We start from the raw sequence: 23,721 nt of genomic DNA on the forward strand, positions 1-23,721 counted from the left end.
AACATTGTCAGGGACAGCGCAAGTTCATAGTCTCCCAAGCGAACGTAGCGAGCCAATGAGAGGACACGTACTCGTCCGAGACCGCAGCTTCGAGTCCTGGGGCCATCAGCGAATCGACTCGAGTTAGCATGCCCTTGGCCTGTGCCATCAGCTCGTCATTGCCCGACTTCTCCGCAAGTATCTCCAGCCTCGGCGCTAGTCGCATCACCGACGCTGCAACTGAGAGTCCCAAACCGTAGAGGTGGCTCTGTTGGCCGTCGGTCGGGTCGAGGACCTTCACAGGTGTGAGCGCTGGTGACTCGGGAGACAGCTCCGAAAGGAAACTCGGCAGCCATGACGCGAGCTCATCCTCGGTGAGGATCTCAGCCATGAGGTCGGCCTCGCACAAGCCGGGGGAGAGGAAGTCGTGACCGCTGCGCTCCTGAGTGAAGTTCCACGCGACATCCTCGGCGAAGAAGCGACGAGCCGCTCCCGCGATGACGTCGACAACATCATGTCTGTCCGCAGCCCGGGCGCCGAGGAGGATTCGGCGCAGCCCAAACGCGGTATTCGAGTGCACTCCATGCCGTACCGGCGCGGCCACCTTCGGCAGCCACGTCGATGCAAGGTCGAATACCGTATCCGCGAGCACTTGAGTGTTCGCGCCGAACGCGCGCAACTCCGAAACCTTGCTGGCATTGAGCACTCGGTTGAGCTCGACCGTCCAGGCCCAGCCATACGGCCGCTCCCACGAAGGATTCTCACGGAGGAAGGCCGCCTCAGCGAGCATATTTTCCTCGCTCAGATGCGAAGACAGGACCTCGATCGCGCGTTCGCGCCAACCGGCACCCTGGGCCACCTCAGTCTCCAGCAGCGATGCCAGCAGGTAGTGCATGTGCACGCTCGAATGCCAGTCATAGGAGTTCGCGAACGCGGGGTGCTTCTCCACAGCGGGCACGATGTCGGCGAGACTCCGCGCCAGATGGTGGGAGGCGAACGGATATTCGCGGGTGATGTTGCTCAGCGCCACCTCGGCGAAGGGGTGGACGTAGTCGTCAATGTGCGGCATAGATCCTCATCGGCTCGGGGTCTCCACATTACTCGCAATTGAGTCCCGCCAAGCCTGGGGAACCGGTCATCTGAAAATCAGACAGAGAGCATCCACAACGACTATTGGAACTGTCGAAGCGCGCTCATTAGGCTCGAACTGCCTCTTCAGCGCAGATGGTAAGCCGATGATTCGCCTTGCCGATCTGCACAGAATCCCATGCTCGACAGAGCACTCAACATGCCGAGGAAGTCATGTCCAATTCGCAGATCGCCGACTCAGCAGAACCGACAGATTCTGCCGCGATGAGCCCCGCATCCAGACCCGAGCGCAAGCAGCCGATCGGCCTATACACGCTATCCTCCATCGAGATGTGGGAGCGCTTCAGCTTCTACGGCCTTCAGGTCATCCTCGCTTACTACATCTACTACACAGCGGGCGACGGAGGATTGGGGCTTTCGGAAGGTGAAGCCCTCGCCATCACCGGGGCCTTCGGCGGTGCTGTCTACCTGGGACAGCCCATCGGCGCATGGTTCGCCGACCGTCTCGTCCCTGCACGGACCATGGTCATGGCCGGCGGAGTCATCATCATGGCCGGTCATATCACGTTGGCGACCGTACCGGGCCTGGCAGGGCTCATCATCGGACTCGCCCTGATCACAATCGGGACTGGGGCCCTGACTCCCAACGTGTATACGATGGTCGGCCGCCTCTACAAGGAGCACTCGCCACGGCGAGACTCAGGCTACGCAATCTTCTACACCGGCATTCTCGTCGGGGCGCTCGTCGGGCCTCTGGCTACAGGTTTCCTGCAGGCCGAGTTCGGCTTCCACTACGGATTCGGCGCCGCTGCCGTCGGCATGCTCGTCGGCCTCACCACTTACTTCCTCGGCCGCAATACCGTGCCGCAAGAAGCACGCGTGGTTCCCAATCCGATCGCTTCGTCTGGGAAGTGGAAGGCTGCTGGAGTCGGTATCTCACTCCTGATCCTCATCGCTGTCCTGGTGGGTACGGGGGTGCTGACCACCGGCAACCTCAACAACTACGTTCTGGCGACGATCTGCATCGTCAGCATCATGTATTTCCTCGTTATGCTGCGCTCGAAGAAAGTGACCCCCGAGGAACATAAGCGAGTCAAAGCCTTCATCCCACTCTTCATCACAGGAACCATATTCTGGACGATGATCCTTCAGCTCTTCACCACTTTCGCTGTCTACGCCGATACCCGAGTCACGCTGACGATCGGCAGCTACTCCATGCCAGCCGCCTATATCAGCACCTTCGAGGTCATCGCTGGGATCATCGCCGGTCCGCTAATTGCTGCCTACGGGCAGAAGGTCGCAGGTCGTTCGAACCGCGCTGTGCCGAGCACCTGCTCGAAACTCGGCCTCGGCTTCCTCATGATGACGCTGACCTTCGCCCTCTTCGCCGTCTATCCGATGATTTTCGACGGCAGAATTCCGCTCGTCCCCGTCATCATCGGCATGATCGTCATGGGCGTCACCGAGGTGATGTACGCCCCGATCGGATTGTCGGCAGCATCCCAGCTCTCTCCTCAGGCGTTCAATGCCCAGATGATGGCGTTGTGGGGACTGACGACTGCCGCAGGCGCCAGTCTCTCAGGATTCATGGGCCAACTCTACGGAGGTATGAGTGAAGTCGCGTTCTTCTCACTCATGGCTGGAATAAGCCTCGCTACTGGCCTCGTCCTCTACAGTCTGCGACGCCCGTTGCACGCGCTCGGGCTGAAGTGAATCGCTGTATGTCACCAGCATCACCCAGCGCACAAACATACCTGACCGCACCAATCGACAGCGAAAACGAAGGAGCGTCTGTGCCGAGTGCCGATCGCATCTACAGAGGCGGAACCATCTACACGGTTGATTCCGCAAATCCGACCACCGACGCCGTAGCGATTGCCGATGGGCAGATCATCGCCCTCGGCACCGCGGACTGCGACAGCGTGGCTGGCTCCGACACTGAGGTGGTCGACCTGTCGGGTCGGACATTGATACCTGCCTTCCACGACGCGCATGCTCACCCGGTACTCGGCGGCATCAACCTCGTCCACTGCAACCTCGACGATATCCACGGATATCGGGCTTACCTTGAACGCATCGCCGAGTACGTGCACAACCATCCAGAGGACGAATGGGTCATCGGCGCCGGTTGGTACGGCGACGTCTTCGAAGGAGGATTTCCCCACCGGCACGACCTCGATTACGTGATCTCAGACCGACCCGCGGTCTTCGACAGCCACGATGCTCACGGCTGCTGGGTGAACACGCGAGCACTCGAAGCTGCCGGTATTGACCGTGAAACTCCGGACCCCGACGGCGGTCGGATCGTCAGGGATGAATCCGGCGAACCCACTGGTCTGCTCTTTGAGACCGCTGCAGAGCTCGTCAAGAACCTGCTGCCGGCGACCACATCGAGCGACGTGGAGCAGGCGCTGGCCAGTGCCCAGGAGTACTTCCACTCTCTGGGGATCGTCGGATGGCAGGACGCAGGCGTCGGAGTGCTCACGGGATCGCCTATCGACACTTACCCTCCCTATTTGTCTATGGCGGAAGCGAGCGCGTTCAACAGCAAAGTCACCGCCGCGCTCTGGTGGGATCGGGACGTGCCCTACGCCGAGCAGATCGAGACGCTCAAGGAGCGTCGAGACCTGATCCGACGAGTCGAGAGCGACCGTGGCGTTGGCGGTGTTCAGGTCACCGTTGTGAAGATCATGCTCGACGGAGTGTGTGAGAACCTCACTGGAGCCCTCAAGCGCTCCTATCGTGGCCATGATCATGAACACGGGCTGCTCATGTTCACGGCCGACGAACTCAACGAGATTACTCGGGGAGTCGAGCGGCATGGCTTCGACATCCACATCCATGCTGTGGGCGATCAAGCTCTCAAGCTCGCGGTTGACGCGCTGACTCAGGAAGTAGGTCCTGCCACCGGCCGCCGCCATCAGATCGCGCATCTGGACATTGCGGATCCCGAGGATCTCGCCAGAATGGCGTCGAGCGAACTGATCGCCAACGTCCAGCCGCTTTGGGCCCGTCGAGATTCTGTCCTCGTAGAGACCAAACTCCCACTTCTTCACAATGACCAGCAAGCCCATCACTTCATATTCGCAACGATGAGAGACGCCGGCGTCCGGCTTGCGTTCGGGAGTGACTGGCCGGTTTCGAGTCCCGACCCGATCTGGGGAATCCACGTCGCGGTGAACAGAACGGCTCCGCCGGCCGACCCGCATGGGCAGGACGAGGTCGCTCAGAACGAACCGCTGCTGCCGGGCGAGGAGATCACAGTCGAAGAAGCGCTTCGTGCTTATACCTTCGAAGCCGCTCGTGCCAACAGCTATGAGGACGTCTCCGGGAGCATTGAAGTCGGAAAATCGGCGGACTTTGTCATTCTTGACTCCGATCCCTTTGACGTTGATCGACGTCAGCTAGGTGACATCAGAGTCGAGACAACGATCTCGGCAGGAAAAGTGGTGTATCAGCGCGGGCGAGCTCTTTCAGTCGCCATGTGAGTTCAGTACGATCTCAGATGGGCGACGGACCGCGGTCGAAATGACTTCATCGACCTGCGACGGAAGGTCACCGCATCCTGATAGTATCCTGCCCGTCCTCGGCAATCTCATGCACCCGATGACGGCGCAGTCGATCAAGCAACCAAGTCTCTACCGAACCGAAGCGCCGGCCACGATGCCAGATGAGATCGACGGAGACGAGCCAATCGGTGAACGGGTAGGCATCGAGTCGAAGCTCGACCAGCTCCCCGGAATCGATCTCTGCCAGGACGAGCTGCCTGGGCAGCGTCGCCCAGCCTAGACCAGACCGGGCAAGTGCTGTGAGGGCCTCGTAAGAATCAGTGTGCCATGTCTGTGTCGACTGCAGGTATTCGCTCGTCGGCAACGCGCTCGAGTGCGAGATGTAGGCGAGGTGACGGTAGCCGCGCAACTCATCGAAGCTGGGAGTATGAATCCGTGCAAGCGGGTGGTCCCGGTGTGCCACGTGGGTCATGAGCAGTTTGCCCATCTGATGAAAGCCGAGTGCATCGGGGTATTCCGGAAGGAGGAAGGCGATACCGAGTTCCGCCTCATCGGCTAACACCAGCCGACTCGCGTCGCCGCGGTCAGGATTCCTGATGATGAGATCGGTATGGGGAAACGCCTCTGCGAATTCGTCGAGCACCGGCATGATCTGCTGTGGTGGAACGCCCACTGCGAGTGTGATGCTCGCGGCCTGATCATCGGCAAGAGCGTCCCCGTGCCGCTCGAACGTCACAGCGCGGTCATAGAGTGCGCGAGCTTCCAAGAGCAGGGCTTGCCCAGCTTCCGTGAGCGTCGGTACACGGGTGCTGCGGTCGAAGAGTGCGACATCGAGTGAGATCTCGAGATAGGCGATTGCTGAGCTGATTGTCGACTGGGTGCGGCCGAGGGCCCGCGCCGCTGCAGAGAAGGAACCGTGCTCGACAGTGAGCACGAAGGCTTCCACTTGTTCCAGGCTGAGTCGCATGACTCCAATCTATCGAATGGATCGATGGAAACTCATTTCTTCTATCGGCGCCAGCACAATACTGTCGCACTTGTTCCCTCACTGAGCAATGAAAGCAGGTGCACCATGAAACTCGCGGTCAACGATGCTCGCGTCGCTGTGGTCGACCCGGTAGATGAGATCCTGCCTGTACGGTCGATGCTGACGCTGGGTCTCCAGCACGTTCTTGTCATTTACGCCGGCGTAGTGGCAGTTCCTCTGATCCTCGGGGGAGCCCTGGGGCTGGAACAACCGCAGATCGTCATCCTCATCAACTGCAACCTCATCATCGGCGGCCTGGCGACTCTGCTGCAGACTCTCGGAATCTGGAGGTTCGGTGCACGGCTGCCGCTGATTCAGGGAGCGTCGTTCATCGCCCTGGCACCCATGATGCAGATCGGCACCGAATACAGCATTCAGCATGTCTTCGGCTCAGTCATGTTCGCAGGCCTCCTGGCTATCGGTCTGGCGCCTCTGTTCTCCCGCCTGCTCCGCTTCTTCCCCCGGGTCGTCATCGGATGCCTTATCACCACGGTCGGAATCTCGCTCATGCCTGCAGCAGCCGGATGGCTCGGCGGCGGTGAAGGCAGCGACTCGTTCGGTGCTCCCAAGCATCTGCTCATCGGTTTGCTCACCGTGCTGGTCACCGTGGTCGTCTATGTGTGTTTCAAGGGCCTCATGAGCAGCCTGTCGGTCCTCATCGGCATGTCGGTCGGCACCGTTGCGGCTATGTTCATGGGACTGAGCGACTTCAGCGGAATCTCCGACGCCGCATGGGTTGGCATTGCCGTGCCGATGAGCTTCGGCATCCCCCAGTTCGACCTCGTGCCGATTCTCATCATGACCCTGGCGATGATCGTCATTATGGCAGAGACCACGGGAAACACCTTGGCGATCGGACGGATGGTCGACACACCAATTACCACCCGCCGCCTCGGAAACGCCTTCCGCGGTGAGGGCCTTGCCACGATGCTCAGTGCAATCTTCAACGGTTTTCCCCTCAACGCCTTCAGCCAGAACACCGGCCTCATCGCTATGACAAAAGTACGGAGCCGTTACGTCGTCGCAGTCGCGGGCATCATCATGGTGGTCATGGGGCTGATCCCGAAGGCCGGTGCGATCGTTGCCGCCATCCCTCCCGCTGTCCTCGGCGGAGGCGCAATCGTCATGTTCGGAATGACCACCGCCGCGGGAATCCAAGAACTGGCACGAGTGAAGTACGAAGGCACACACAATTCCCTCATCGTGGCGATCTCGCTGAGTGTTGGCGTGCTGCCGATGGCGATGCCTTCTCTATTGGACTCCGTCGAAGGCCCACTCTCGCTGATCTTGGAGAGCGGCATCTTCCTCTGCGCCATCGTCGCTGTGCTGCTCAATGCGCTCATCAACAGAACAACCCCCAATGAGAACAATGAAGAAATGGATAGAGATATGACACAGACACAGTCGGCAGCCACCGTCAGTGAAATGGACCTCGACCAGCTCCGAAACGTCATCGCACTGGCTGAAGACTCGAAGAATCGTGGCCGGCACCCCTTCGCCTCCACCGTCGTTGCAGCCGACGGGACGGTGCTGGCATCCGCAGGAAACAACTCGATGCCGCCCGAAGGCGACCCGACTCAGCACGCTGAACTGCGAGCCGCAGCCGAGGCGGCACGACAGTGCACCCCCGAGCAGCTGGCTTCGGCAACTTTGTACACCAGTGCCGAACCTTGTGTGATGTGCACCGGCGCTGTGTATTGGACGGGCATCGGCCGGATCGTCTACGCGCTCTCGGAGCATCGTCTGCTCGAGCTGACCGGTGATGACCCTGAGAATCCGACCTTCGACCTGCCCTGTCGCGAGGTGCTCTCCCGCGGGCAGCGGGATATCGAAGTGCTGGGGCCGCTGCTGGAGGACGAAGCTGCAGCTGCTCACGCTGGATTCTGGTCCCGCAGAACAAACTGAGTTTCAAGCGCAAGGGGGAGGCGGTACGGGCGGCCCTCCCCTTCCGGCCGCCCTAGCAACACAGTCGATCCCCGGATTGACAGGCAAACCCTGCCACCGCAACAGCGACTAGGCTGAATGGGTACAGTGGACCGGACAATGGAAACAGGTAGGTGATGACGCAAACTCCCGAAGTATTCGGCCCGACGGTCGATGATCACACTAGGTGCGTCCACTACGCCACCGAACTCGACATCATCGCCATCCGCTTCGCCTGCTGCAACCGTTACTTTCCCTGCCACCTGTGCCACTCGGAGACTGCAGGCCATCCCGCACAGCAGTGGTCACGCGAACGATGGAACCAGCCCGCCATCCTCTGCGGGATGTGCTGGACCGAACTGACTATCGAGACGTACAAGTCGGTCGACGAGTGCCCGGAATGCGCCGCGACCTTCAATCCACGCTGCGCGGCGCATTCGGACCTCTACTTCGACGGCCAGTGAAGCCACCGGTCAGTGAGGCAACTGCTCAGTGAAGGAACTGCATCACCACGATCATCGCTGCCATCCCCCAACAGTCGAGTGAAATCAGAGGGTGCCTGCGGGCGATGTCGTGGACGGCGCAGATCACCAAGAGCACAGCGAGGACGACGACGCCAGCTGTGAGGAACGTGCTTATGAGCGACATGTCGCCGGCATGATGCCCATGGCCGCCAGCTCCATGACCGCCGGCATGCGTCGAACCGCTCATGTGCGTCCCATGGTTGAGGACCTGCCACGCCATCACCGGATAGGTGATCGCGGAGAGGACGGCAGCCGTCGGGCTCGAGTGAGGACTCGCCCGTGATACGCAGTGGTCAGGCGCGGTCGATGACCGGCCACCATGGTCGACCTCGGACCAGGACACGCCGCCCGCGCCGCTCGCGACGAGAGCGGGGGTCCGCCTCGGCGAAGGAATCCCCGCCGACGTTCGCAGGAAGAAGGCCAGGCAGAGTCCGACGATGAGCAGAGCGCCCGACCAGATCACCGACGGAACCACTTCGGTAAAGGCGAGGTCGACCATGGCGAGGACCATCACCGCTGCGGCGACGATGGCCGGACGCCCCTTCGCGGCGACGGTCCCGGTCAGGCAAATGGTCCCCGAGGCGACCATGAGGAGAGAGGCGAGGCTGCTCATCGTTCGGATCTGTCAGTCGCACTCGCAGGAGTGACCGGTCTCGGTGCCACAGTGACCCGACTTCGGGCGCGGCACGTCGAGCGCGGGATTCCTGTCGAAGAAGCCATAGGGCTTCATTGTGAACCCGAGCTTGTCGACCGGCATGATCGGCCAGTCCTCGGGACGGGGGAAGTGCGTCATCGCAAACGACGCCCACACGACGATGTCGTCACCATCGACCGGCCGCTGTTGCTCGACCCACTGTGTAATGGTGCCGGCGCCCGGGTTCTGATTCGGATACGTACCTGAGGGGAACCGTTCGTCCGCGTCGAAGTGCGTCAGCCACATGTGCTTCGACCCGAAGCCTGCCCGCTTCGAGATCGATGACCCCTCGGCCGCCATCATCGTCGGCTCATCGGGCACGCGCAGCTCGTATCCGACGGGGAAGCCGTGCCGATTGGTCTTGTCCGGATTGACGATGTGCCAGACCCGGCCGGCCTCACCATCGGCTGTCCGTCCGCCCTCGGCGGTCAATCGGGTCAGCTTGCGGGTGAAGGCGTTGCCGTAGGGGTTGTCGTCGCCGAATGGCACGCGGACAGCTTCCTGCTCGTCGACGGCGTTGGCGATGCCGTCGACCTGCATGTCGAGCCGAGCACAGAACATGTGCTGATGGAAGGGCATGCCCAGTCCCTCGTCGCCGAGGGGAGACGACCAGCGCTGCCGCTGAGTCTCGTCACCGTATGCGGCCGTGTAGACGATGCCGGTGGCCTTGCACTCGAGCTCGATCGTGCCGTCGAGGTAGAGGTACCAGTAGAAGCCGTAGTCGTAGTTGCCGACGGTGATGAAGAAGGAGATGACGAGGCGGCGATTGCGGCGCACATCGACGGCGCCGGTGAACTCATCGGTGTGCTTGAACAGGATCCCTGCATCCTCCTCGTGGATGCAGATGGCGTTCGTGATCGTGTGCGCATGCCCTTGATCATCGGCAAGCACCGCATCGGAGTAGTGGATCTCGCCGAGGCAGTCGCACCCGAGCTCGAGTGAGTTCGTGTTCTTGCCCATCGAGTACTCGCCGGCGTCGAAGTAGTTCTGCCAGAAGCGCACTGGACTGGGGTCGCCGTAGGGCACGACCATCTCCGCCACCGAGGCGCGGTAGACGATGGGGCGGCGCTCGCCCTCGTCATCGAAGCTGAGCTGATGGAGCACCAGGCCCTCGACCGGATCGAAGCCGAGTCGCACCTGCCACTTCTCCCAATCGAGGACATCCCCGTTCAAGGTGAAGCTCGCGCCCTCGGGCTGGGTGATCTCGATCGGCTTCTGCGTCGCCCGCGGCTCGGGCAGCCAGGAATCGAGATGATAGTCGAAGCGCTCTTGGGGCACGGGCACGATGTCGGTATCGACGACCTCGACGACCTCGCCGGTGTTGAGGTCGAGGTAGGCGACCAGCCCCTCGAGCGGATGCGCCCACGCATTGTCCTGCGGGTCCGCCTGGATGAACGACGAGCCGCGTACGAGGCGACGGCCGGCCTCTCCGGGAATATCAAAGCAGCCGGCGGAGAGCGCGCAGATGCGCACTGTCTCGACATCGGTGATGCCGCGAGCCTCGACTGCAGCCCGCCACGTCGCGTCGTTGCGGATCATCTGCTCGGCTTCTTCGTACTCGGTCATGGTGATCGGGGCTTGCCCCTCGGCCGCGACATCGAGCACGCGGGCGAAGAGGACCTTGCGCTCGGATAGTGACACGAGGAGCTCCGTCTGCTCCCCGGTGTCGCGATCGATGATGAGCGAGCGCACACGGCGGTCGAGGTCGGTGGCACCTGAGATGACCTCGCGCTTATCTGGTTCGACGAGGCTGACGAGAGCGAACAGCGTCTGTTCGCTCACGTGGCCGGCATCGACGATGATGGCCCGGTTGAGCTCGATCTCCTCACCGGTCAGGCGGTCGAGGGGATGTGCAGTCGAAGTGCCGACGGTGTTCGTTGTCGGTGCAGTCATGGTCTTCACATGCCTTTCTGTGTATCGAGTGTGTTGTCGAGAGCGGGGTCGAGGTCGTCGAGCAGATCCTGAGGATCGGTCGGTGTGGGGCGGAAGACGCGGACCCGGTGCCCGCGGACGTATCCGATCAGGGCCAGCGCAGCGAGGGCACCGAGGGTGCCGAGAGTGAGGGCCGTGAACGGTCCCTGATCGACGCCCCATTCGTCGAGGAAGTTGTACTCCTGCCCGAAGAGCCGATCGAGTGTGCCGGGGAAGATCGCGACCCAGGATCCGAGCAGAATCCAGAGGAAGGCGATGCCGCCGAGGATGGTGAACCCGACATTGCCGACGGGCACCCGGAAAGGGCGTTCGATGCCGGGGTGCTTCCACCGCAACTTGATGGCCGCGGGGATGATGAGCAAGTAGCTGAGCAGGAAGGTCGAGATCGAGATTGAGAGGACGACTCCGAACAGTGCACCGGCATCACCGCTGAGCTGCATGGCCGCGATGAGGAAGACCGTGGCGACGGTGCCCGAGAGCAGGTTGACGTTGACCGGTGTGCCGAGGGTACGAGAGATCTTGCCGAAGAAGCCTCCGAAGAATGCTCCGTCGGCCGCGGTCAGTGCCTGCATCCGATCGCTCATGATCATCCAGGCCGCGCCTTGTGAGGCGAGGATGATGACGAACATCAGCGCCGCGAGCACGACCATGACCTCGGCAGCGGGGCCGTAGACGGTGAACACCGTCTGCACGGCATCGAGGAGTCCGCCGATGCCGGTGATCGTCTCGGTCGGCAACACGAGCAGCATGGCGAGGACCGGCAGGAGATAGCAGAGCGCGGAGATGAATCCAGAACGTGCGATCGCGACGGGGATGTCCTTCTTCGGGTTCTTCATTTCGTCCGAGGCGCTGTTCGATGCCTCGAACCCGAGGTAGGAGAACAGCAGGAGCGGCACTAGCCCGAGGAAACCGCCGAGGCTGGGGCTGAAGTCCGAGAGGTGGAGCGGCTGAACGCCGTGTTGGGCGGCGTAGATGATCGTGGTGAAGAGGAAGAACGCGATGAAGATGACCTTGAGCACGCCGCCGAGCGTGGGCAGCCACTTCGCCTTCGCCAACGACAGAATCGCCGCGATCACCGTGATCCAGATGAAGACGATCTTGAAGATCCAGTCGCCGATCGACCCGGCCTCGAGCGGGGTGATGAACTGGTTCCAGGTGCCGGTGGCGAGGAACGCCATCGAACCGCCGACCCACACTGGCTGAGTGACCCAGCTCAGTATCGAGGCGATCGCGCCTGCGGGCCGACCGAAGGCCTGGCGGACCCAGATATAGGCTCCGCCTTCACCAACGAAGGTGCTGCCGGTCTCGGCGAAGACGAGCGCGTAGGGCACGAGGAAGAAGATCGCGAGGACGAGTGTCCAGGTGAAGGTCTCCGCGCCGAATCCTGCGGTCTCGGCGAGGACTTCAATGCTCAATACCGCCGACATGACGATGAGCACGATGTCGAATCGGCCGAGCGTCTTCTTCAGATGCTGCTTCTGTTCGTCCGCGTATGCGGTCGTGCGTTCAAGGGAAGACACCATCCACCTCCTTGTGAGTGGGCGTCCGATAGAGTTCTTTGAGTTACACCGTAAAGAATTGCACGGGCGGCCGCCGATTGACAGAGGTGCGGCCATACCGATCCGCGTTTGCCTGCATCACTTCAGGAGATAATGGGGCCATGGCACGACCGAAGAATCAGGCGGGACGCCGTGCACAGCTGGTGCAGGCGGCGAAGCAGGCGATCGCGCAGCGCGGACTCAACGGGCTGCGAACCATCGACGTGGCCGCGCACTCAGAGCTGGGTCCCGGGTCGGTGGCTTACTACTATCCCGACCTCGGAGACCTCGTGCGTGAGGTGCACGAAGACGCGGTGTCACGGTTCTACTGGAACCGGCGCGAGCAGGGGATCGCAGGTGAGGCTCCGGAGGCCAAGCTGGCCAGGATCATCCGCAGCGGCATCCCGCACTCCCGCGACGACGTCGACTTCCAAGTGCTCAATGAGCTGCATACACACGCGCACAGGGATACTTTCCATGCCGGTCTCATGGCCGAGCTCTACCGACTGGAGGTCTCGCTCTATGCCGCGGTCCTCAACGAGGGCGTCGAGGAGGGCGATTTCACGATGACACTGCCCGTGGGGACGGCGGCGAGCAACCTTGTCGCCCTCGAAGACGCCTACGGACTGCACTTCATGGGCGGAACCCCGCTCGACGCCGACGACATCTTTCGGCTCATCGCCGCCAACGCCGAGGTGCTGACCGGGTGCGGGCTGGCAGAGACGACAATGGCGCGGTGAACCGGCGTCCATCCGAACAGGAGTGGTTGCCGGTTCACCGCGCCGAGAATGGGCTTCAGTGTCGGTGGGTCTTGCCGAAGCGAGGGTGCTTCACCCCCACTGCAGCCAGGTGGTCTTGAAGTCCGAGTAGTTCTCCAGCGCGTGGACGGAGAGGTCGCGGCCGAAGCCGGACTGTTTGAAGCCGCCGAAGGGTGTGGTGAAGCCCAGTGCGTCGACGGTGTTGACCGACACGGTGCCGGCGACCAGGCGCGCGGATACACGATGGGCTCGGGCCATGCTTCCCGTCCACAGTGCTGCTGCCAGACCGTAGGGCGTTTCGTTGGCTTTCGAGATCGCCTCCTCCTCGGTGTCGAAAGGGGTGACGAGGGCGACGGGGCCGAAGATCTCGTGGCTGTGCAGACGGTGATCGGCCGGCAGGTCGGTGACGATCGTCGGCTCGACGAAGGTACGGCGGCCGTTGATCGCAGGGCGGTTGCCGCCCTGGGCGATGGTGCCGTCCGCGCGGGCCTGCTCGATGCATTCCCACACCTCGTCGGCGTGCTTCTCGGATACGAGGCAGCCGATCGCGGAGACGGGATCGAGTGGGTCTCCGGGCTGGAAGTTCTCGGCTGCGTCCTCGAGCAGATGGACGAACTCCTCGTACACGGGGCGTTCGACGAAGATCCGCGAGGTGGCCGAGCAGACCTCGCCCTGGTTGTAGAAGATGCCGAACGCAGCCTTCTGGGCCGCGGCAGCGAGGTCATCGGTGTCGGCGAAGATGACATTGGCGCTCTTGCCTCCGGCCTCGAGCGCCAAACGCTTCATATTGGACTCCCCGGCGTAGACCTGGAGCTGCTTGGCGACCTCGGTGGACCCGGTGAAGCCGAGCATGTCCACATCCATGTGCCGGCCCAGTGCCGTGCCGACTACCGAGCCGCGACCGGGAACGACGTTGAGGATGCCCGCGGGCAGCCCCGCCTCGGCTGCGATCTCGGCCAGCAGCAGGACCGAATGCGAGGCCTCGACCGGCGGTTTGACGACGAGGGCATTGCCGGCCGCCAACGCGGGCGCGATCTTCCACGTCGCGATCTCCAGCGGATAGTTCCACGGCACGATGACCCCGATGACGCCCAGCGGTTCGCGGGTGACGAGCGCTGTCGACCCCGCCGGGGTCACCGGAATCTCGTCACTGAGCTTCTCGATCGCCTCACCGTAGAAGCGGAACAGGGCCGCGGCCCCCGGGGCGTCGATCGTCGAGGACTCACCGATCGGCTTGCCCATGTCGAGTGTGTCGAGGAGGGCGAATTCGTCCGACCGCGCTTCAATGAGCTCGGCCAGGCGCAGCAGCACCTCACGCCGATGCGTCGCCGAGGCGCGCGACCACTCGCCGCCATCGAACGCGGCGCGGGCGCTCGCCACCGCCGCATCGACATCGGATCCGTCACCGAGGTGGAGCTGCGAGATCACCTCACCGGTGGCGGGGTTCGTCTTCGGATGAGTCTGCCCCGAGCGTGCATCGACCCGTTGCCCGTTGATGACTGGGCGTCCGTCGATGGTGAGAGCCGCCGCTGCGGCCCGCCACTCGGCCAGGCTCGCCGGTCGGGTCGTGGTGTCAGTCAGAGTCGTGGTCATGGAAGGTCTCCTTAGCATGTGGTGCGGAAAGCGAGTGAGCAGTGAGAGCCGTCAGCGGTCGCTGGAGGGTTCGACGGCCGAGGGGCCGGGGCGCTCGGCCGGGGCTCCCGCTTCGGTGGCCGAGGTTGCCGAGGACTCCTCGAGGTCGTCGGAGCGCAGCAGGTCGATGCCGCGGGTCTCGGGCAGGGAGGCGACGGTGACGATGCCGATGACGCCGACGACTGCGAGGAACCAGCCGGGGCTGAGCGTGCTGCCGGTGGAATCGATGAGCCAGGTGAGGATGTACGGCGCAGTGCCGGCGAAGAGCGCGGCCGTCAGGGCATAGGCGATGGACAGTCCCGTCTGCCTCGTCCGGGTCGGGAAGAGCTCGACGACGGTGGCGGCGTGGGTGCCGAGGATGATCGCGAGGATGAAGGCCAGGCCGAAGGTCGAGACGAACGACGCCCAGGGGTAGTCGGCGCCCATGAGGAGGAACAGCGGAACCGAGAGCACCGTGAGCGCGATCGCCGCGGTCATGAGCACAGGCTTGCGTCCGAACCTGTCCGAGGCGAGGCCCGCCAGCGGGACGATGACGAGGCCGAGTGCCGAGGCCAGGGTCGACAGCAGCGCGGCCCGTCCGGGTTCGATGCCGACGGCGGTCTCCTGATAGGTGAGCAGGTAGACGAGGACGACGTAGAAGGTGACGTTCATGAACGTCTCCATCCCGCAGGTCTGGAGGAACTGCTTGGGGTTGCGCTTGAACACCTCGCGCAGGGGCGCCTCGGCGACGGTCTCCATCTTCTGCAGGGCCGAGAACTCCGGGGTGTCCTCGATCTTCCGGCGGATGTAAAGGCCGATGAAGCCCAAGGGCACGGTGATGAGGAACGGGATCCGCCAGCCCCAGGCGCTCACCTGGTCGGGCGTCAGCGCCTGGTTGAGCAGAAAGACGACGAAGGAGGCCAAGAGGAACCCGGCCAGGGAGCCCACTTCGAGCCAGCTGCAGCCGAAGCCTCGGCGCTTCGGCGGTGAGAACTCACCGAGGAACGCCGCGGCGCTGCCGAATTCGCCGCCGGCGGCCAGCCCCTGCACGATGCGGGTGACGATGAGGAGGATCGGAGCGAGCATACCGATCGTCGCGTAGGTGGGAAGCACTCCGAGTGCGAGAGTCGACAGGGCCATGGCGAGGATGACCAGGGACAGGGTGTGCTTGCGTCCGAGCTTGTCGCCGAGGCGGCCGAAGATGACCGCGCCGATCGGCCGGACGAGGAAGGAGACGGCGAAGACGGCGAAGGTGGCGAGCAGTCCTGCTGTGCTGTCCTCCTCGGGGAAGAAGATCGCTGCGATCGTCGTGGCCATATAGGCATAGACGGCCCAGTCGAACCAGTGGACGAGAACGCCGATGGAGCCGGCGACCACGCTCTTGCGCAGACCTTTCTGATAGGCCAGCCCCTCGGCAGCCTGTGTGTCACCTGACATGTCCGAATCCTCCTTTGGAATCGTGGTTGCCAGCGCGGTGCTGGCGGTGCGGCCGTCCGTCAGCCGCGCTGGACGCTCACATCCGCGGCGGTCCAGGCCAGAGCAGTGGCGCCGTCGATGAGTGTGCTCTCGGCCTTCTCGCCGACGCAGGACTCTGCGAACGCCGCCTGATGGTTGCTCGCCTCGCCGCCGACCCCGATGTAGGGGTGGATGGCGTCGACGATCTGGGAGACGTTGCCCATGTCCGTCGATGCGCGGTTCATCGTCGCTGCGACGGGGTCTACGTCGAAGTCCCGGCCCAGCGCGAGAGCATTGGCCCGGTAAGCCTCGAGTGCGGCTTCATCGGTGCGCATCTCCGAGTAGCGACGGCTCTCCGGGGTGATCGACAGCTGCGCACCGGTGGCCAGGGCTCCGGCCTCGAAGCAGTTGACGACCTTCTCCTCGAGGGCGATCAGCTCCTCGGTCGACTCGGCCCGCACGTACCAGCGGCCCTCGGTCTTCTCGGGAATCGCGTTCGGAGCTTCGCCGCCGTTCGTCATCACGCCGTGCACTCGGACGGTCTTCGGCAGCTGCTGGCGGAGCAGACCGAGGGCCACCTGGGCGATGAGGAATGCGTCGTTGGCATTGATGCCGCGTTCCGGGTATGCGGCGGCATGGGCGGCTCGCCCGGTGTATTCGACATGCCAGTGGGTGACGGCGAAGGGCTCGGCCTCGGCGACATCGACGGGAGCGGGATGGGCCATGAGCGCGAAGTCGAGTTCGGTGAAGGCACCGCGGTCGAGCAGTTCGATCTTGCCGCCTCCGCCCTCTTCGGCCGGTGTGCCGATGACCTCGACGGTGATGCCGAGTTCCCCGGCCGCCTCGGCGAGGCCGATCGCCCCACCGACGCTCATCGCGGCGATGAGGTTGTGGCCGCAGGCGTGACCGAGGCCGGGCAGGGCGTCGTACTCGGCGAGGAAGCCGATGGTGAACTCGCCCGACCCGAACGTGGCGCGAAACGCGGTTTCGAGTCCGAGGTAGGGGCGTTCGACGGTGAAGCCGTGCTCGGCCAAGACCTCGGCGACGGCGGCCGAAGAGCGGAACTCCTGCCAACCGAGCTCGGGGTCGTCGTGGAGGGAGTTCGACAATTCGATGAGCCGCGGGGCGACCTCGGAGATTCTGGCGGCGACTCGATCCTTGGCTGCGGTTGCCGCGTCGTTCATCGATCGTCACCGGGCACGCCGTAGGACGGCGAGGCGGCCGGATCGAGGCCGCGCGTGATGTAGTCGTCCCGCTGGGGCATCCAGATCTCGAGGAGGCGGCCGAGCTGCCCGATCGGATCCTCATCGGCCCAATCGACGCGCAGATCGGTGACCCTCCAGCCGGAGCCGTTGACCACGGACAGGCCGGCGGAGTGGACGGGTCCGGCTTCGCCGCCGGCGGCCATCGCTGCCTCGAAGGCCGCGAAGAGGCGTTCTTCGAGACGACCGGTCGCAGACAGCGCGGTCTCGACGAAGGCGTCGAGGACTGTCAGGTCCGCGAGCATATTGCCTCCGGCCACGGCGTTGGTCTCGGTGCGGGCGCCGAAGATGCCGAGCGCCTGCGCGCCCGAGTGCGCGGCGGTGTTCCCGGCGGCGTCGATGACGAGCAGCTGCCGAAAGTCGATCGCGGTGGGATCGGCAGCGGCGACGACCGCATCGAGTGCCAACTGCGCGTCCTTGCCGGAGCTCATCTCGTCGATGATGGCCGGGCCGAGCCGTGGGTCGGTGATGTTCTGGGAGTTCACCCCGCCGACCCCGTCGGTCAGACTGATGCAGCGTGCGGCGACGGCCGGCGAGGATGAAGAGATCGCGGAGCCGAACTCCCCGGTCTCGGGATCGTGGAGGAGGAGCGAGAAGGTCACTGGGCCACCTCGGTCCGTCCCGCCTCGGTGCCGTTGTTCGCAGCGGAGTTCTCGCTGATGACGGCGGTGGCGTCGATCTCGACGAGCCACTCGGGGCGCGCCAGGGCCTGGACGACGATGCCCGTCGAGACTGGGTAGACGCCCTTGAGCCACTTGCCCATGGTCCGGTAGACGTCCTCGCGGTAGCGGGGATCGATGATGTAGACGGTGACCTTGACGATGTCTGCGAGGCTGCTGCCGGCCTCTTCGAGGAGCATCGCGATGTTCGCCATCGCCTTCTCCGCCTGGGCGGTGACATCGCCGATGCCCACGGACTCCCGGGTCTCGAGGTCCTGGCCGATCTGTCCGCGCAGGTAGACGACGCCGCCGGCGACGACGGCCTGGCAGAGATCGTTGTCGAGATTCTGCTCCGGATAGGTGTCCTTGGTGTTGAACATTCTCAAGCGTGTGTGCGTCGGCTCTGCCATGGCGGCGTCTCCTCGTCGAGTGAAGCGGTCTTTGTCTGCCACCCATTCTCGAGACATTCCATTCATCTGTGAAATAGTTATAATTTAGTCAGAGCATCTACAAAACAGATTCTTCATCGCAGGGAGACGCAATGGTGCAGAGATTCGCGATCACGCTCACCCAGCTGTCCTACTTCGCCGAATGCGCGAAGACGCTCAATATGACCGAGGCCAGCCAGGAGCTGCACATCGCCCAGTCGGCTGTGTCGACGGCGATCAACCAGCTGGAGAAGGCCCTCGGTGCTCCGCTGTTCGTGCGTCAGCACTCGAAGGGCCTCGTGCTGACCTCGGCCGGTGAGAGCCTGCTCCATGAGACCCGGGAGATCTTCGGGCGGATCACCGACGCCGTCGACTCGATCCAGGCCGGCCAGCGTGAGGTGCGCGGAACCATCGTCATCGCCTGCTTCCAGACGATCGCACCGTTCCTGCTTCCGCAGCTGCTCCAGCGATTGGGCGAGCGTCACCCCGACCTGACCGTCGAAGTCGTCGAGGGAGACCACGAGGAGAGCATCGATGCCCTGCGCAGCGGTCGGGTCGAGCTCGCGCTCAACTACGACCTCACCGAATCCGACGGCATCCGCGCCGAGATCGTCGGCGAGGCTAGGCCGCACGTCATCGTCGGCACCGACCATCGTCTCGCCCGTCGGAAGAAGGTCTCTCTGAGCGAGCTCGCCGAGGATGACTTCGTCGTCCTCGACTTGCCCGACAGCCGCGAGTACTTCCTCAACATGCTGCGCCTGGCCGGCATCACCCCGCATGTGCGCTACCGGAGCTCGAGCTACGAGACCGTGCGCTCGATGGTCGCCATGGGCCTCGGGTTCTCCATCCTCAACCAGCGACCGCGCATCCGGCAGACCTACACGGGGGAGCGTACGACTATCCTCGAGATCTCCGATCCCGTCCCCACCCTGCACGTGGCCGTGTCTACCCTGGCTCGATCCGGCCGGACGGCGAAGGCCGCTGCCGTGTCCGACGTCGTCCGCGAGATCCTCGCCGAGGTGGCCCCCGAGTCAGGTTGAGAGTGTTTCCGTTAGATACCCCCAAGTGATCGACAGGCGAGTCCTGCATCTATTCATAAGATGCAGTGGACCGTGAAGAACTATTGGCATTGCCGCTTCCACCTGCGGTTTGCTGGAAGGCGTCAGGGCAACATCGAAGTTGTGCCCGCCAGCAACGAAGCAGATGCCGCCGCAGCGCGGCACCGACGGAAGGGTGTCCATGTCGAACACAGCCGCAGAAACCACCGAAGTCGTCGTCATCGGCGGCGGCCAGGCCGGTATCGCGATGAGCGAGCATCTCAGCGAGCGGGGAGTGGCCCATGTCGTCCTCGAACGCGACCGGGTCGCCGAGGCCTGGCGCTCCCGCCGGTGGGACTCCCTCGTCGCCAACGGGCCCGCCTGGCACGATCGCTTCCCCACGCAGGAATTCGCGGACACCGAACCCGACGACTTCGCCACGAAGGGACAGGTCGCCGAATACTTCCAGACCCTCGTCGAGGCCAAGGATCTGCCGGTGCGCACCGGGGTCAGCGCCACCTCGGTGACGGAGATCGCGGGAACCCGCGGATTCCGCGTGACCACCGACGCCGGAGTCATCGACGCCGACTACGTCGTCGCCGCCACAGGCCCGTTTCAGACCCCGCGGATCCCCGAGATCATCCCCGCCGAGGCGGGACTGACGCAGATCCACTCGAACGACTACAAGAACCCGGAACAGCTCGCCGACGGCGGCGTCCTCGTCGTCGGCGCCGGGTCGTCCGGCGTGCAGATCGCCGCCGAGATCCAGCGGTCGGGTCGACCGGTCCACCTCGCCGTCGGTCCCCACGACCGTCCGCCGCGGGCCTACCGCAGCCGCGATTTCTGCTGGTGGCTCGGCGTGTTGGGCAAATGGGACATGGCCACACCGCCGGCTGGAGCCGAGCATGTCACGATCGCCGTCAGCGGAGCGCAGGGCGGGCACACCGTCGACTTCCGTGACCTCGCGAATTCGGGCATCACCCTGCTCGGCCGAGCTAACTCCTATGCCGACGGCATCCTGCACATCGGTGACGACCTGCAGCGGAACATCGCCCGCGGCGACGAGAACTACCTGTCGCTGCTGCGTGAGGCCGACGAGTACATCGAACGCAACGGCCTCGACCTGCCGCCCGAGCCCGAGGCGCACATCCTCGGACCGGACCCGGACAGCGTCAGCGACCCGATCCGCGAACTCGACCTTGTCGCAGCGGGGATCCGCACCGTGATCTGGGCGACCGGCTTCGGCGTCGACTACTCCTGGCTGAGTGTCGACGGCGTCCTCGACGAAAGCGGATACCCAGTGCAGAAGCGTGGTGTCAGCCCTGTCCCCGGCATGTACTTCCTCGGACTGCCTTGGCTGTCCCGACGCGGGTCGAGCTTCATCTGGGGAGTCTGGCACGACGCGAAGTACCTCGCCGACCAGATCGGCATCCAGCGGATGTACCGTGACTATGCGCCATCGACCACCGATGCTTTCGCAGAGGCTGCGTCGTGACGGCCCTGATCGCGAGGCACCACTTCGTTCCGCCCTCGTTCTCTCGGCTCTTCGGCCGACAGGCGAAATGTGAGAGTCTGAAGACACTATGACTGAGTCGACTTCATCCTCACCACAGACCGCTTCGATTCCCCTGACCTCGCAGAACCCGCAGACCGTGCCCACCCGCACCGAGACCGACTCGATCGGCAGCCTCGAGATCCCCGACACCGCCTACTGGGGAGTGCACACGGCCCGGGCGAACGAGAATTTCCCCATCGCCCGCCGCCCCATCTCCGTCTACCCCGACTTCGTCCGCGCCTTCGCCTGCGTCAAACAGGCCGCAGCCCGGGCGAATGCCGAGATCGGGGCGCTCGACGACCAGCGCGCGAACCTCATCGACGCCGCCTGCGAAGAGATCAAATCGGGCAAACTCCACGACCAGTTCGCCGTCGGCGTCGTCCAGGGCGGAGCCGGCACCTCGACGAACATGAACGCCAACGAGGTCATCACCAACCGTGCTCTCGAAATCGCCGGCCGCTCCAAGGGCGACTACGCGTTCATCCACCCCAACGACCACACGAACCACAGCCAGTCGACGAACGACACCTACCCGACCGCGATCAAGATCGCGCTGGCGTTCTCACTGCAGAACCTCCTCGGCGAGCTTCGACTCCTCGCCGATGCCTTCGCCGCGAAGGGCCGCGAGTTCGCCCATATCGTCAAGGTCGGGCGCACCCAGCTCCAGGACGCCGTTCCGATGACGCTCGGCCAGGAGTTCAATGCCTTCGCCACCACTCTGCGCGAAGACGTCCAGCGCCTCGAGGAAGCGGTCGCCCTCCTCGGCGAGGTGAACATGGGCGCCACCGCGATCGGCACCTCGATCAACGCCCCGGTCGGGTACAAGGAAGCGGTCATCAAACACCTGCGCGAGATCACCGGGCTCGACCTGAAAACGGCCGGTGACCTCGTCGAATCCACCTCTGACACGGGCGTCTTCATCACCTTCTCCGGTGCGCTCAAGCGCAGCGCGCTGAAGATGTCGAAGATCGCCAACGACCTGCGCCTGCTGTCGTCGGGACCGCAGGCAGGCATCGGTGAGATCAACCTGCCCGCCCGCCAGGCCGGATCGTCGATCATGCCCGGCAAAGTCAATCCGGTCATCCCCGAGGCAGTCTCCCAGGTCGCGTACTCCGTGGCCGGCGCCGATGTCACCGTGTCCATGGCCGTCGAAGGCGGACAGCTGCAGTTGAACGCCTTCGAGCCGATCATCGCTCACTCGCTGTTCCAGTCGATCACGTGGCTCGAGCGCGCGGCCCAGACCTTCCGCATCAACTGTGTCAACGGCATCACCGCCAACGAGGCGCACATCGAGGACACCGTCGACCGCTCGGTCACCGTCATCACCGCGTTGGCCCCGGTCATCGGCTACGTCGCCGCGGCGAAGCTCGCGAAGGAAGCGTTGGCGCAGAACGAGTCCATCGCCGATCTCGTCGTCGAGCATGGGCTGCTCGAGCGCGATGAGCTCGGTGAGATCCTCAAGCCCGAACGGCTGACCGGAATGCCCGCCGATGATTCCGTGGACAACACCGCAGCCAGCGCCGAGGCGGTTCCCCGTGATGAGATGACTACTGAGCTTCCGGTCATCCCCGATCCGCAAGCGTGAGGCGCTCGCGCCGGACTGCACATGTCGTGTGCCCGCGCGCGTAACCTTGCAGGAGCACTGTGCACGTGGAACCACTGATTCTCCGACCGATGACAGCTCCGAGAGGTGACGCACGATGTCGATTGATGCCTATATCTTCTACAGCGACGGACAATGCGCTGAAGCGTTCAACCACTACCAGGAGATCTTCGGCGGCGAGCTGACGATCATGCCGATGAAGCACGTACCCGAAGACCAGCGAATGCCCGGTTCGACCGACGAGACCGTCATGCATGCCGCGCTGAAATTCGGGGATACCCTGCTGATGGGATCAGATGACACCACGGGCGATGGAGGTCCGAGACAGGGGATCGCTCTTTCGTACACAGCCTCCGACCTGGAGGCCGCCGGCACGGTATTCGCCGGTCTGTCTGACGGAGGCGAGGTTCAGATGCCTCTGGGGCCGACGTTCTGGTCCGAAGGGTTCGGCATGTGCCTCGATCGGTACGGAGTGCCGTGGATCGTCGATACTGCCGCGTCGTCTGACGGTTGATGGCGCAGCGCATCCCTTGACAACTGATGGCGACCAGCCTCTGGTCAAGAACTCGCCCACGTCACCACTGGTCCTCGCCGACCTCGACGCTTGGCGCGAGTGGCTGATCGCCAACGAGCACACCTCAAAGGGTGTGTGGGTACTGATGGCGAAGAAGAACGTCACCTCGCCGACCTCGCTGAGCTATCAGGACGCCCTCGAGGAAGCACTGTGCGGAGGGTGGATCGACGGACAGCGCCGCAGCTTCGATGCGACGACGTTCGTCCAGCGCTTCACCCCGCGCCGCCCGCGCTCGAACTGGTCGAAGCGCAATGTCGAGATCATCGGCAGTCTCGAAGTCGACGGTCGTCTGCGGGATCGCGGCCGCGCCGAGGTGCGGCTGGCCCAGGACGACGACCGCTGGGGGAATGCCTACCCCGGACAGTCGGAGGCCACCGTCCCCCATGACCTGCGGGAAGCCCTCGCCGAGGCGCCCGCCGCGCAATCCGCCTTCGATACCCTCAACCGGCCGGAGAGGTTCACGGCCATGCTGCCGATCCTCACCGCCCGCACCGAGACGACCAGGGCCAGGATCGTCGCCCGACTCGTCGACCGCCTCGGCGAGGGGAATCGGGACTGAACCGG

Annotated in this window: 20 protein-coding genes; 10 read left to right on the top strand and 10 right to left on the bottom strand. The window is 63.9% G+C overall.

Annotated elements, in window-relative coordinates; all coding sequences use genetic code 11:
• Positions 1–7 precede the first annotated feature (7 nt).
• Complete coding sequence (locus KTJ89_RS14700; RefSeq protein ID WP_259358249.1) at positions 8–1,048, bottom strand: DUF2891 family protein; 1,041 nt, start codon at positions 1,046–1,048, stop codon at positions 8–10.
• A 233-nt stretch (positions 1,049–1,281) separates the two neighbouring features.
• Here KTJ89_RS14700 and KTJ89_RS14705 point away from each other — a divergent pair, with 233 nt between their 5' ends.
• Positions 1,282–2,781, top strand: a complete 1,500-nt coding sequence (locus KTJ89_RS14705) for a peptide MFS transporter (RefSeq protein ID WP_259358250.1) — start codon at positions 1,282–1,284, stop codon at positions 2,779–2,781.
• 209 nt (positions 2,782–2,990) lie between these two features.
• Positions 2,991–4,556, top strand: a complete 1,566-nt coding sequence (locus KTJ89_RS14710; protein WP_259358251.1) for an amidohydrolase — start codon at positions 2,991–2,993, stop codon at positions 4,554–4,556.
• Positions 4,557–4,623: 67 nt separating this feature from the next.
• Here KTJ89_RS14710 and KTJ89_RS14715 read toward each other — a convergent pair whose 3' ends face one another.
• The gene (locus KTJ89_RS14715) at positions 4,624–5,544 is read right to left on the bottom strand and encodes a LysR family transcriptional regulator (protein ID WP_259358252.1); all 921 of its coding nucleotides are present in this window, start codon (positions 5,542–5,544) and stop codon (positions 4,624–4,626) included.
• 105 nt (positions 5,545–5,649) lie between these two features.
• Here KTJ89_RS14715 and KTJ89_RS14720 point away from each other — a divergent pair, with 105 nt between their 5' ends.
• Together KTJ89_RS14720 and KTJ89_RS14725 are read left to right on the top strand one after the other, a co-directional pair.
• Positions 5,650–7,509: a solute carrier family 23 protein gene (locus KTJ89_RS14720; RefSeq protein WP_259358253.1), complete on the top strand. Its 1,860-nt coding sequence runs from the start codon at positions 5,650–5,652 to the stop codon at positions 7,507–7,509.
• Between the two features lie 155 nt (positions 7,510–7,664).
• On the top strand, positions 7,665–7,991 hold the full coding sequence (locus KTJ89_RS14725) for a CHY zinc finger protein (protein WP_259358254.1): 327 nt from the start codon (positions 7,665–7,667) through the stop codon (positions 7,989–7,991).
• 25 nt (positions 7,992–8,016) lie between these two features.
• On the opposite strand, the gene KTJ89_RS14730 is transcribed toward KTJ89_RS14725, so the two are convergent.
• Genes KTJ89_RS14730 through KTJ89_RS14740 form a run of 3 tightly spaced genes read right to left on the bottom strand, consistent with a single transcriptional unit; the run spans position 8,017 to position 12,200 of the window.
• Positions 8,017–8,664 (bottom strand): hypothetical protein, encoded by a 648-nt coding sequence (locus KTJ89_RS14730; RefSeq protein ID WP_259358255.1) that lies wholly within the window; start codon positions 8,662–8,664, stop codon positions 8,017–8,019.
• A 12-nt stretch (positions 8,665–8,676) separates the two neighbouring features.
• Entirely contained in the window at positions 8,677–10,638 is a 1,962-nt protein-coding gene (locus KTJ89_RS14735; RefSeq protein ID WP_259358256.1) for a primary-amine oxidase, read from the bottom strand.
• Positions 10,639–10,643: 5 nt separating this feature from the next.
• Positions 10,644–12,200 (bottom strand): APC family permease, encoded by a 1,557-nt coding sequence (locus tag KTJ89_RS14740; RefSeq protein WP_259358257.1) that lies wholly within the window; start codon positions 12,198–12,200, stop codon positions 10,644–10,646.
• Positions 12,201–12,337: 137 nt separating this feature from the next.
• Here KTJ89_RS14740 and KTJ89_RS14745 point away from each other — a divergent pair, with 137 nt between their 5' ends.
• Positions 12,338–12,955, top strand: a complete 618-nt coding sequence (locus KTJ89_RS14745; RefSeq protein ID WP_259358258.1) for a TetR/AcrR family transcriptional regulator — start codon at positions 12,338–12,340, stop codon at positions 12,953–12,955.
• 90 nt (positions 12,956–13,045) lie between these two features.
• Here the strand turns inward: KTJ89_RS14745 and KTJ89_RS14750 are convergent, their stop codons facing one another.
• From KTJ89_RS14750 to KTJ89_RS14770, 5 genes are read right to left on the bottom strand one after another with little or no spacing between them, the layout of a single operon-like run.
• A complete protein-coding gene (locus KTJ89_RS14750) occupies positions 13,046–14,566 on the bottom strand; it encodes an aldehyde dehydrogenase family protein (protein WP_259358259.1) in 1,521 nt (506 codons plus the stop codon).
• Positions 14,567–14,617: 51 nt separating this feature from the next.
• Complete coding sequence (locus KTJ89_RS14755) at positions 14,618–16,021, bottom strand: MFS transporter (RefSeq protein ID WP_259358260.1); 1,404 nt, start codon at positions 16,019–16,021, stop codon at positions 14,618–14,620.
• Between the two features lie 59 nt (positions 16,022–16,080).
• Positions 16,081–17,223, bottom strand: coding sequence for a M20 family metallopeptidase (locus KTJ89_RS14760; protein ID WP_259358261.1), 1,143 nt, complete (start codon positions 17,221–17,223; stop codon positions 16,081–16,083).
• Positions 17,220–17,903: a DUF1028 domain-containing protein gene (locus KTJ89_RS14765; protein WP_172172625.1), complete on the bottom strand. Its 684-nt coding sequence runs from the start codon at positions 17,901–17,903 to the stop codon at positions 17,220–17,222. The genes KTJ89_RS14760 and KTJ89_RS14765 overlap by 4 nt, the downstream gene beginning before the upstream one ends.
• A complete protein-coding gene (locus KTJ89_RS14770; RefSeq protein ID WP_172172623.1) occupies positions 17,900–18,370 on the bottom strand; it encodes a RidA family protein in 471 nt (156 codons plus the stop codon). Before KTJ89_RS14770 ends, KTJ89_RS14765 begins: the two co-directional genes overlap by 4 nt.
• 131 nt (positions 18,371–18,501) lie before the next feature.
• Here KTJ89_RS14770 and KTJ89_RS14775 point away from each other — a divergent pair, with 131 nt between their 5' ends.
• The 5 genes from KTJ89_RS14775 (at position 18,502) to KTJ89_RS14795 (ending at position 23,716) form a co-directional block, all read left to right on the top strand.
• Complete coding sequence (locus tag KTJ89_RS14775) at positions 18,502–19,428, top strand: LysR substrate-binding domain-containing protein (RefSeq protein ID WP_259358262.1); 927 nt, start codon at positions 18,502–18,504, stop codon at positions 19,426–19,428.
• Between the two features lie 199 nt (positions 19,429–19,627).
• Complete coding sequence (locus KTJ89_RS14780; protein WP_259358263.1) at positions 19,628–20,920, top strand: flavin-containing monooxygenase; 1,293 nt, start codon at positions 19,628–19,630, stop codon at positions 20,918–20,920.
• Between the two features lie 88 nt (positions 20,921–21,008).
• The gene (locus KTJ89_RS14785; protein WP_259358264.1) at positions 21,009–22,565 is read left to right on the top strand and encodes an aspartate ammonia-lyase; all 1,557 of its coding nucleotides are present in this window, start codon (positions 21,009–21,011) and stop codon (positions 22,563–22,565) included.
• A 115-nt stretch (positions 22,566–22,680) separates the two neighbouring features.
• Positions 22,681–23,097 (top strand): VOC family protein, encoded by a 417-nt coding sequence (locus tag KTJ89_RS14790; RefSeq protein ID WP_259358265.1) that lies wholly within the window; start codon positions 22,681–22,683, stop codon positions 23,095–23,097.
• A gap of 16 nt (positions 23,098–23,113) precedes the next feature.
• On the top strand, positions 23,114–23,716 hold the full coding sequence (locus tag KTJ89_RS14795; protein WP_259358266.1) for a YdeI/OmpD-associated family protein: 603 nt from the start codon (positions 23,114–23,116) through the stop codon (positions 23,714–23,716).
• The last annotated feature ends 5 nt before the right edge of the window (positions 23,717–23,721 follow it).

It is taken from the genome of Brevibacterium sediminis (assembly GCF_024895295.1).
GTDB classification, from domain to species: Bacteria; Actinomycetota; Actinomycetes; order Actinomycetales; family Brevibacteriaceae; genus Brevibacterium; species Brevibacterium sediminis.

Bases quoted from the DNA above. Each gene is read 5' to 3' on its own strand.
- KTJ89_RS14760 (WP_259358261.1), bottom strand. From the start codon at position 17,223: ATGAACGACGCGGCAACCGCAGCCAAGGATCGAGTCGCCGCCAGAATC.
- KTJ89_RS14780 (WP_259358263.1), top strand. From the start codon at position 19,628: ATGTCGAACACAGCCGCAGAAACCACCGAAGTCGTCGTCATCGGCGGC.
- KTJ89_RS14740 (WP_259358257.1), bottom strand. From the start codon at position 12,200: ATGGTGTCTTCCCTTGAACGCACGACCGCATACGCGGACGAACAGAAG.
- KTJ89_RS14730 (WP_259358255.1), bottom strand. From the start codon at position 8,664: ATGAGCAGCCTCGCCTCTCTCCTCATGGTCGCCTCGGGGACCATTTGC.
- KTJ89_RS14770 (WP_172172623.1), bottom strand. From the start codon at position 18,370: ATGGCAGAGCCGACGCACACACGCTTGAGAATGTTCAACACCAAGGAC.
- KTJ89_RS14725 (WP_259358254.1), top strand. From the start codon at position 7,665: ATGACGCAAACTCCCGAAGTATTCGGCCCGACGGTCGATGATCACACT.
- KTJ89_RS14700 (WP_259358249.1), bottom strand. From the start codon at position 1,048: ATGCCGCACATTGACGACTACGTCCACCCCTTCGCCGAGGTGGCGCTG.
- KTJ89_RS14785 (WP_259358264.1), top strand. From the start codon at position 21,009: ATGACTGAGTCGACTTCATCCTCACCACAGACCGCTTCGATTCCCCTG.
- KTJ89_RS14745 (WP_259358258.1), top strand. From the start codon at position 12,338: ATGGCACGACCGAAGAATCAGGCGGGACGCCGTGCACAGCTGGTGCAG.
- KTJ89_RS14755 (WP_259358260.1), bottom strand. From the start codon at position 16,021: ATGTCAGGTGACACACAGGCTGCCGAGGGGCTGGCCTATCAGAAAGGT.
- KTJ89_RS14705 (WP_259358250.1), top strand. From the start codon at position 1,282: ATGTCCAATTCGCAGATCGCCGACTCAGCAGAACCGACAGATTCTGCC.
- KTJ89_RS14750 (WP_259358259.1), bottom strand. From the start codon at position 14,566: ATGACCACGACTCTGACTGACACCACGACCCGACCGGCGAGCCTGGCC.
- KTJ89_RS14715 (WP_259358252.1), bottom strand. From the start codon at position 5,544: ATGCGACTCAGCCTGGAACAAGTGGAAGCCTTCGTGCTCACTGTCGAG.
- KTJ89_RS14720 (WP_259358253.1), top strand. From the start codon at position 5,650: ATGAAACTCGCGGTCAACGATGCTCGCGTCGCTGTGGTCGACCCGGTA.
- KTJ89_RS14775 (WP_259358262.1), top strand. From the start codon at position 18,502: ATGGTGCAGAGATTCGCGATCACGCTCACCCAGCTGTCCTACTTCGCC.
- KTJ89_RS14735 (WP_259358256.1), bottom strand. From the start codon at position 10,638: ATGACTGCACCGACAACGAACACCGTCGGCACTTCGACTGCACATCCC.
- KTJ89_RS14790 (WP_259358265.1), top strand. From the start codon at position 22,681: ATGTCGATTGATGCCTATATCTTCTACAGCGACGGACAATGCGCTGAA.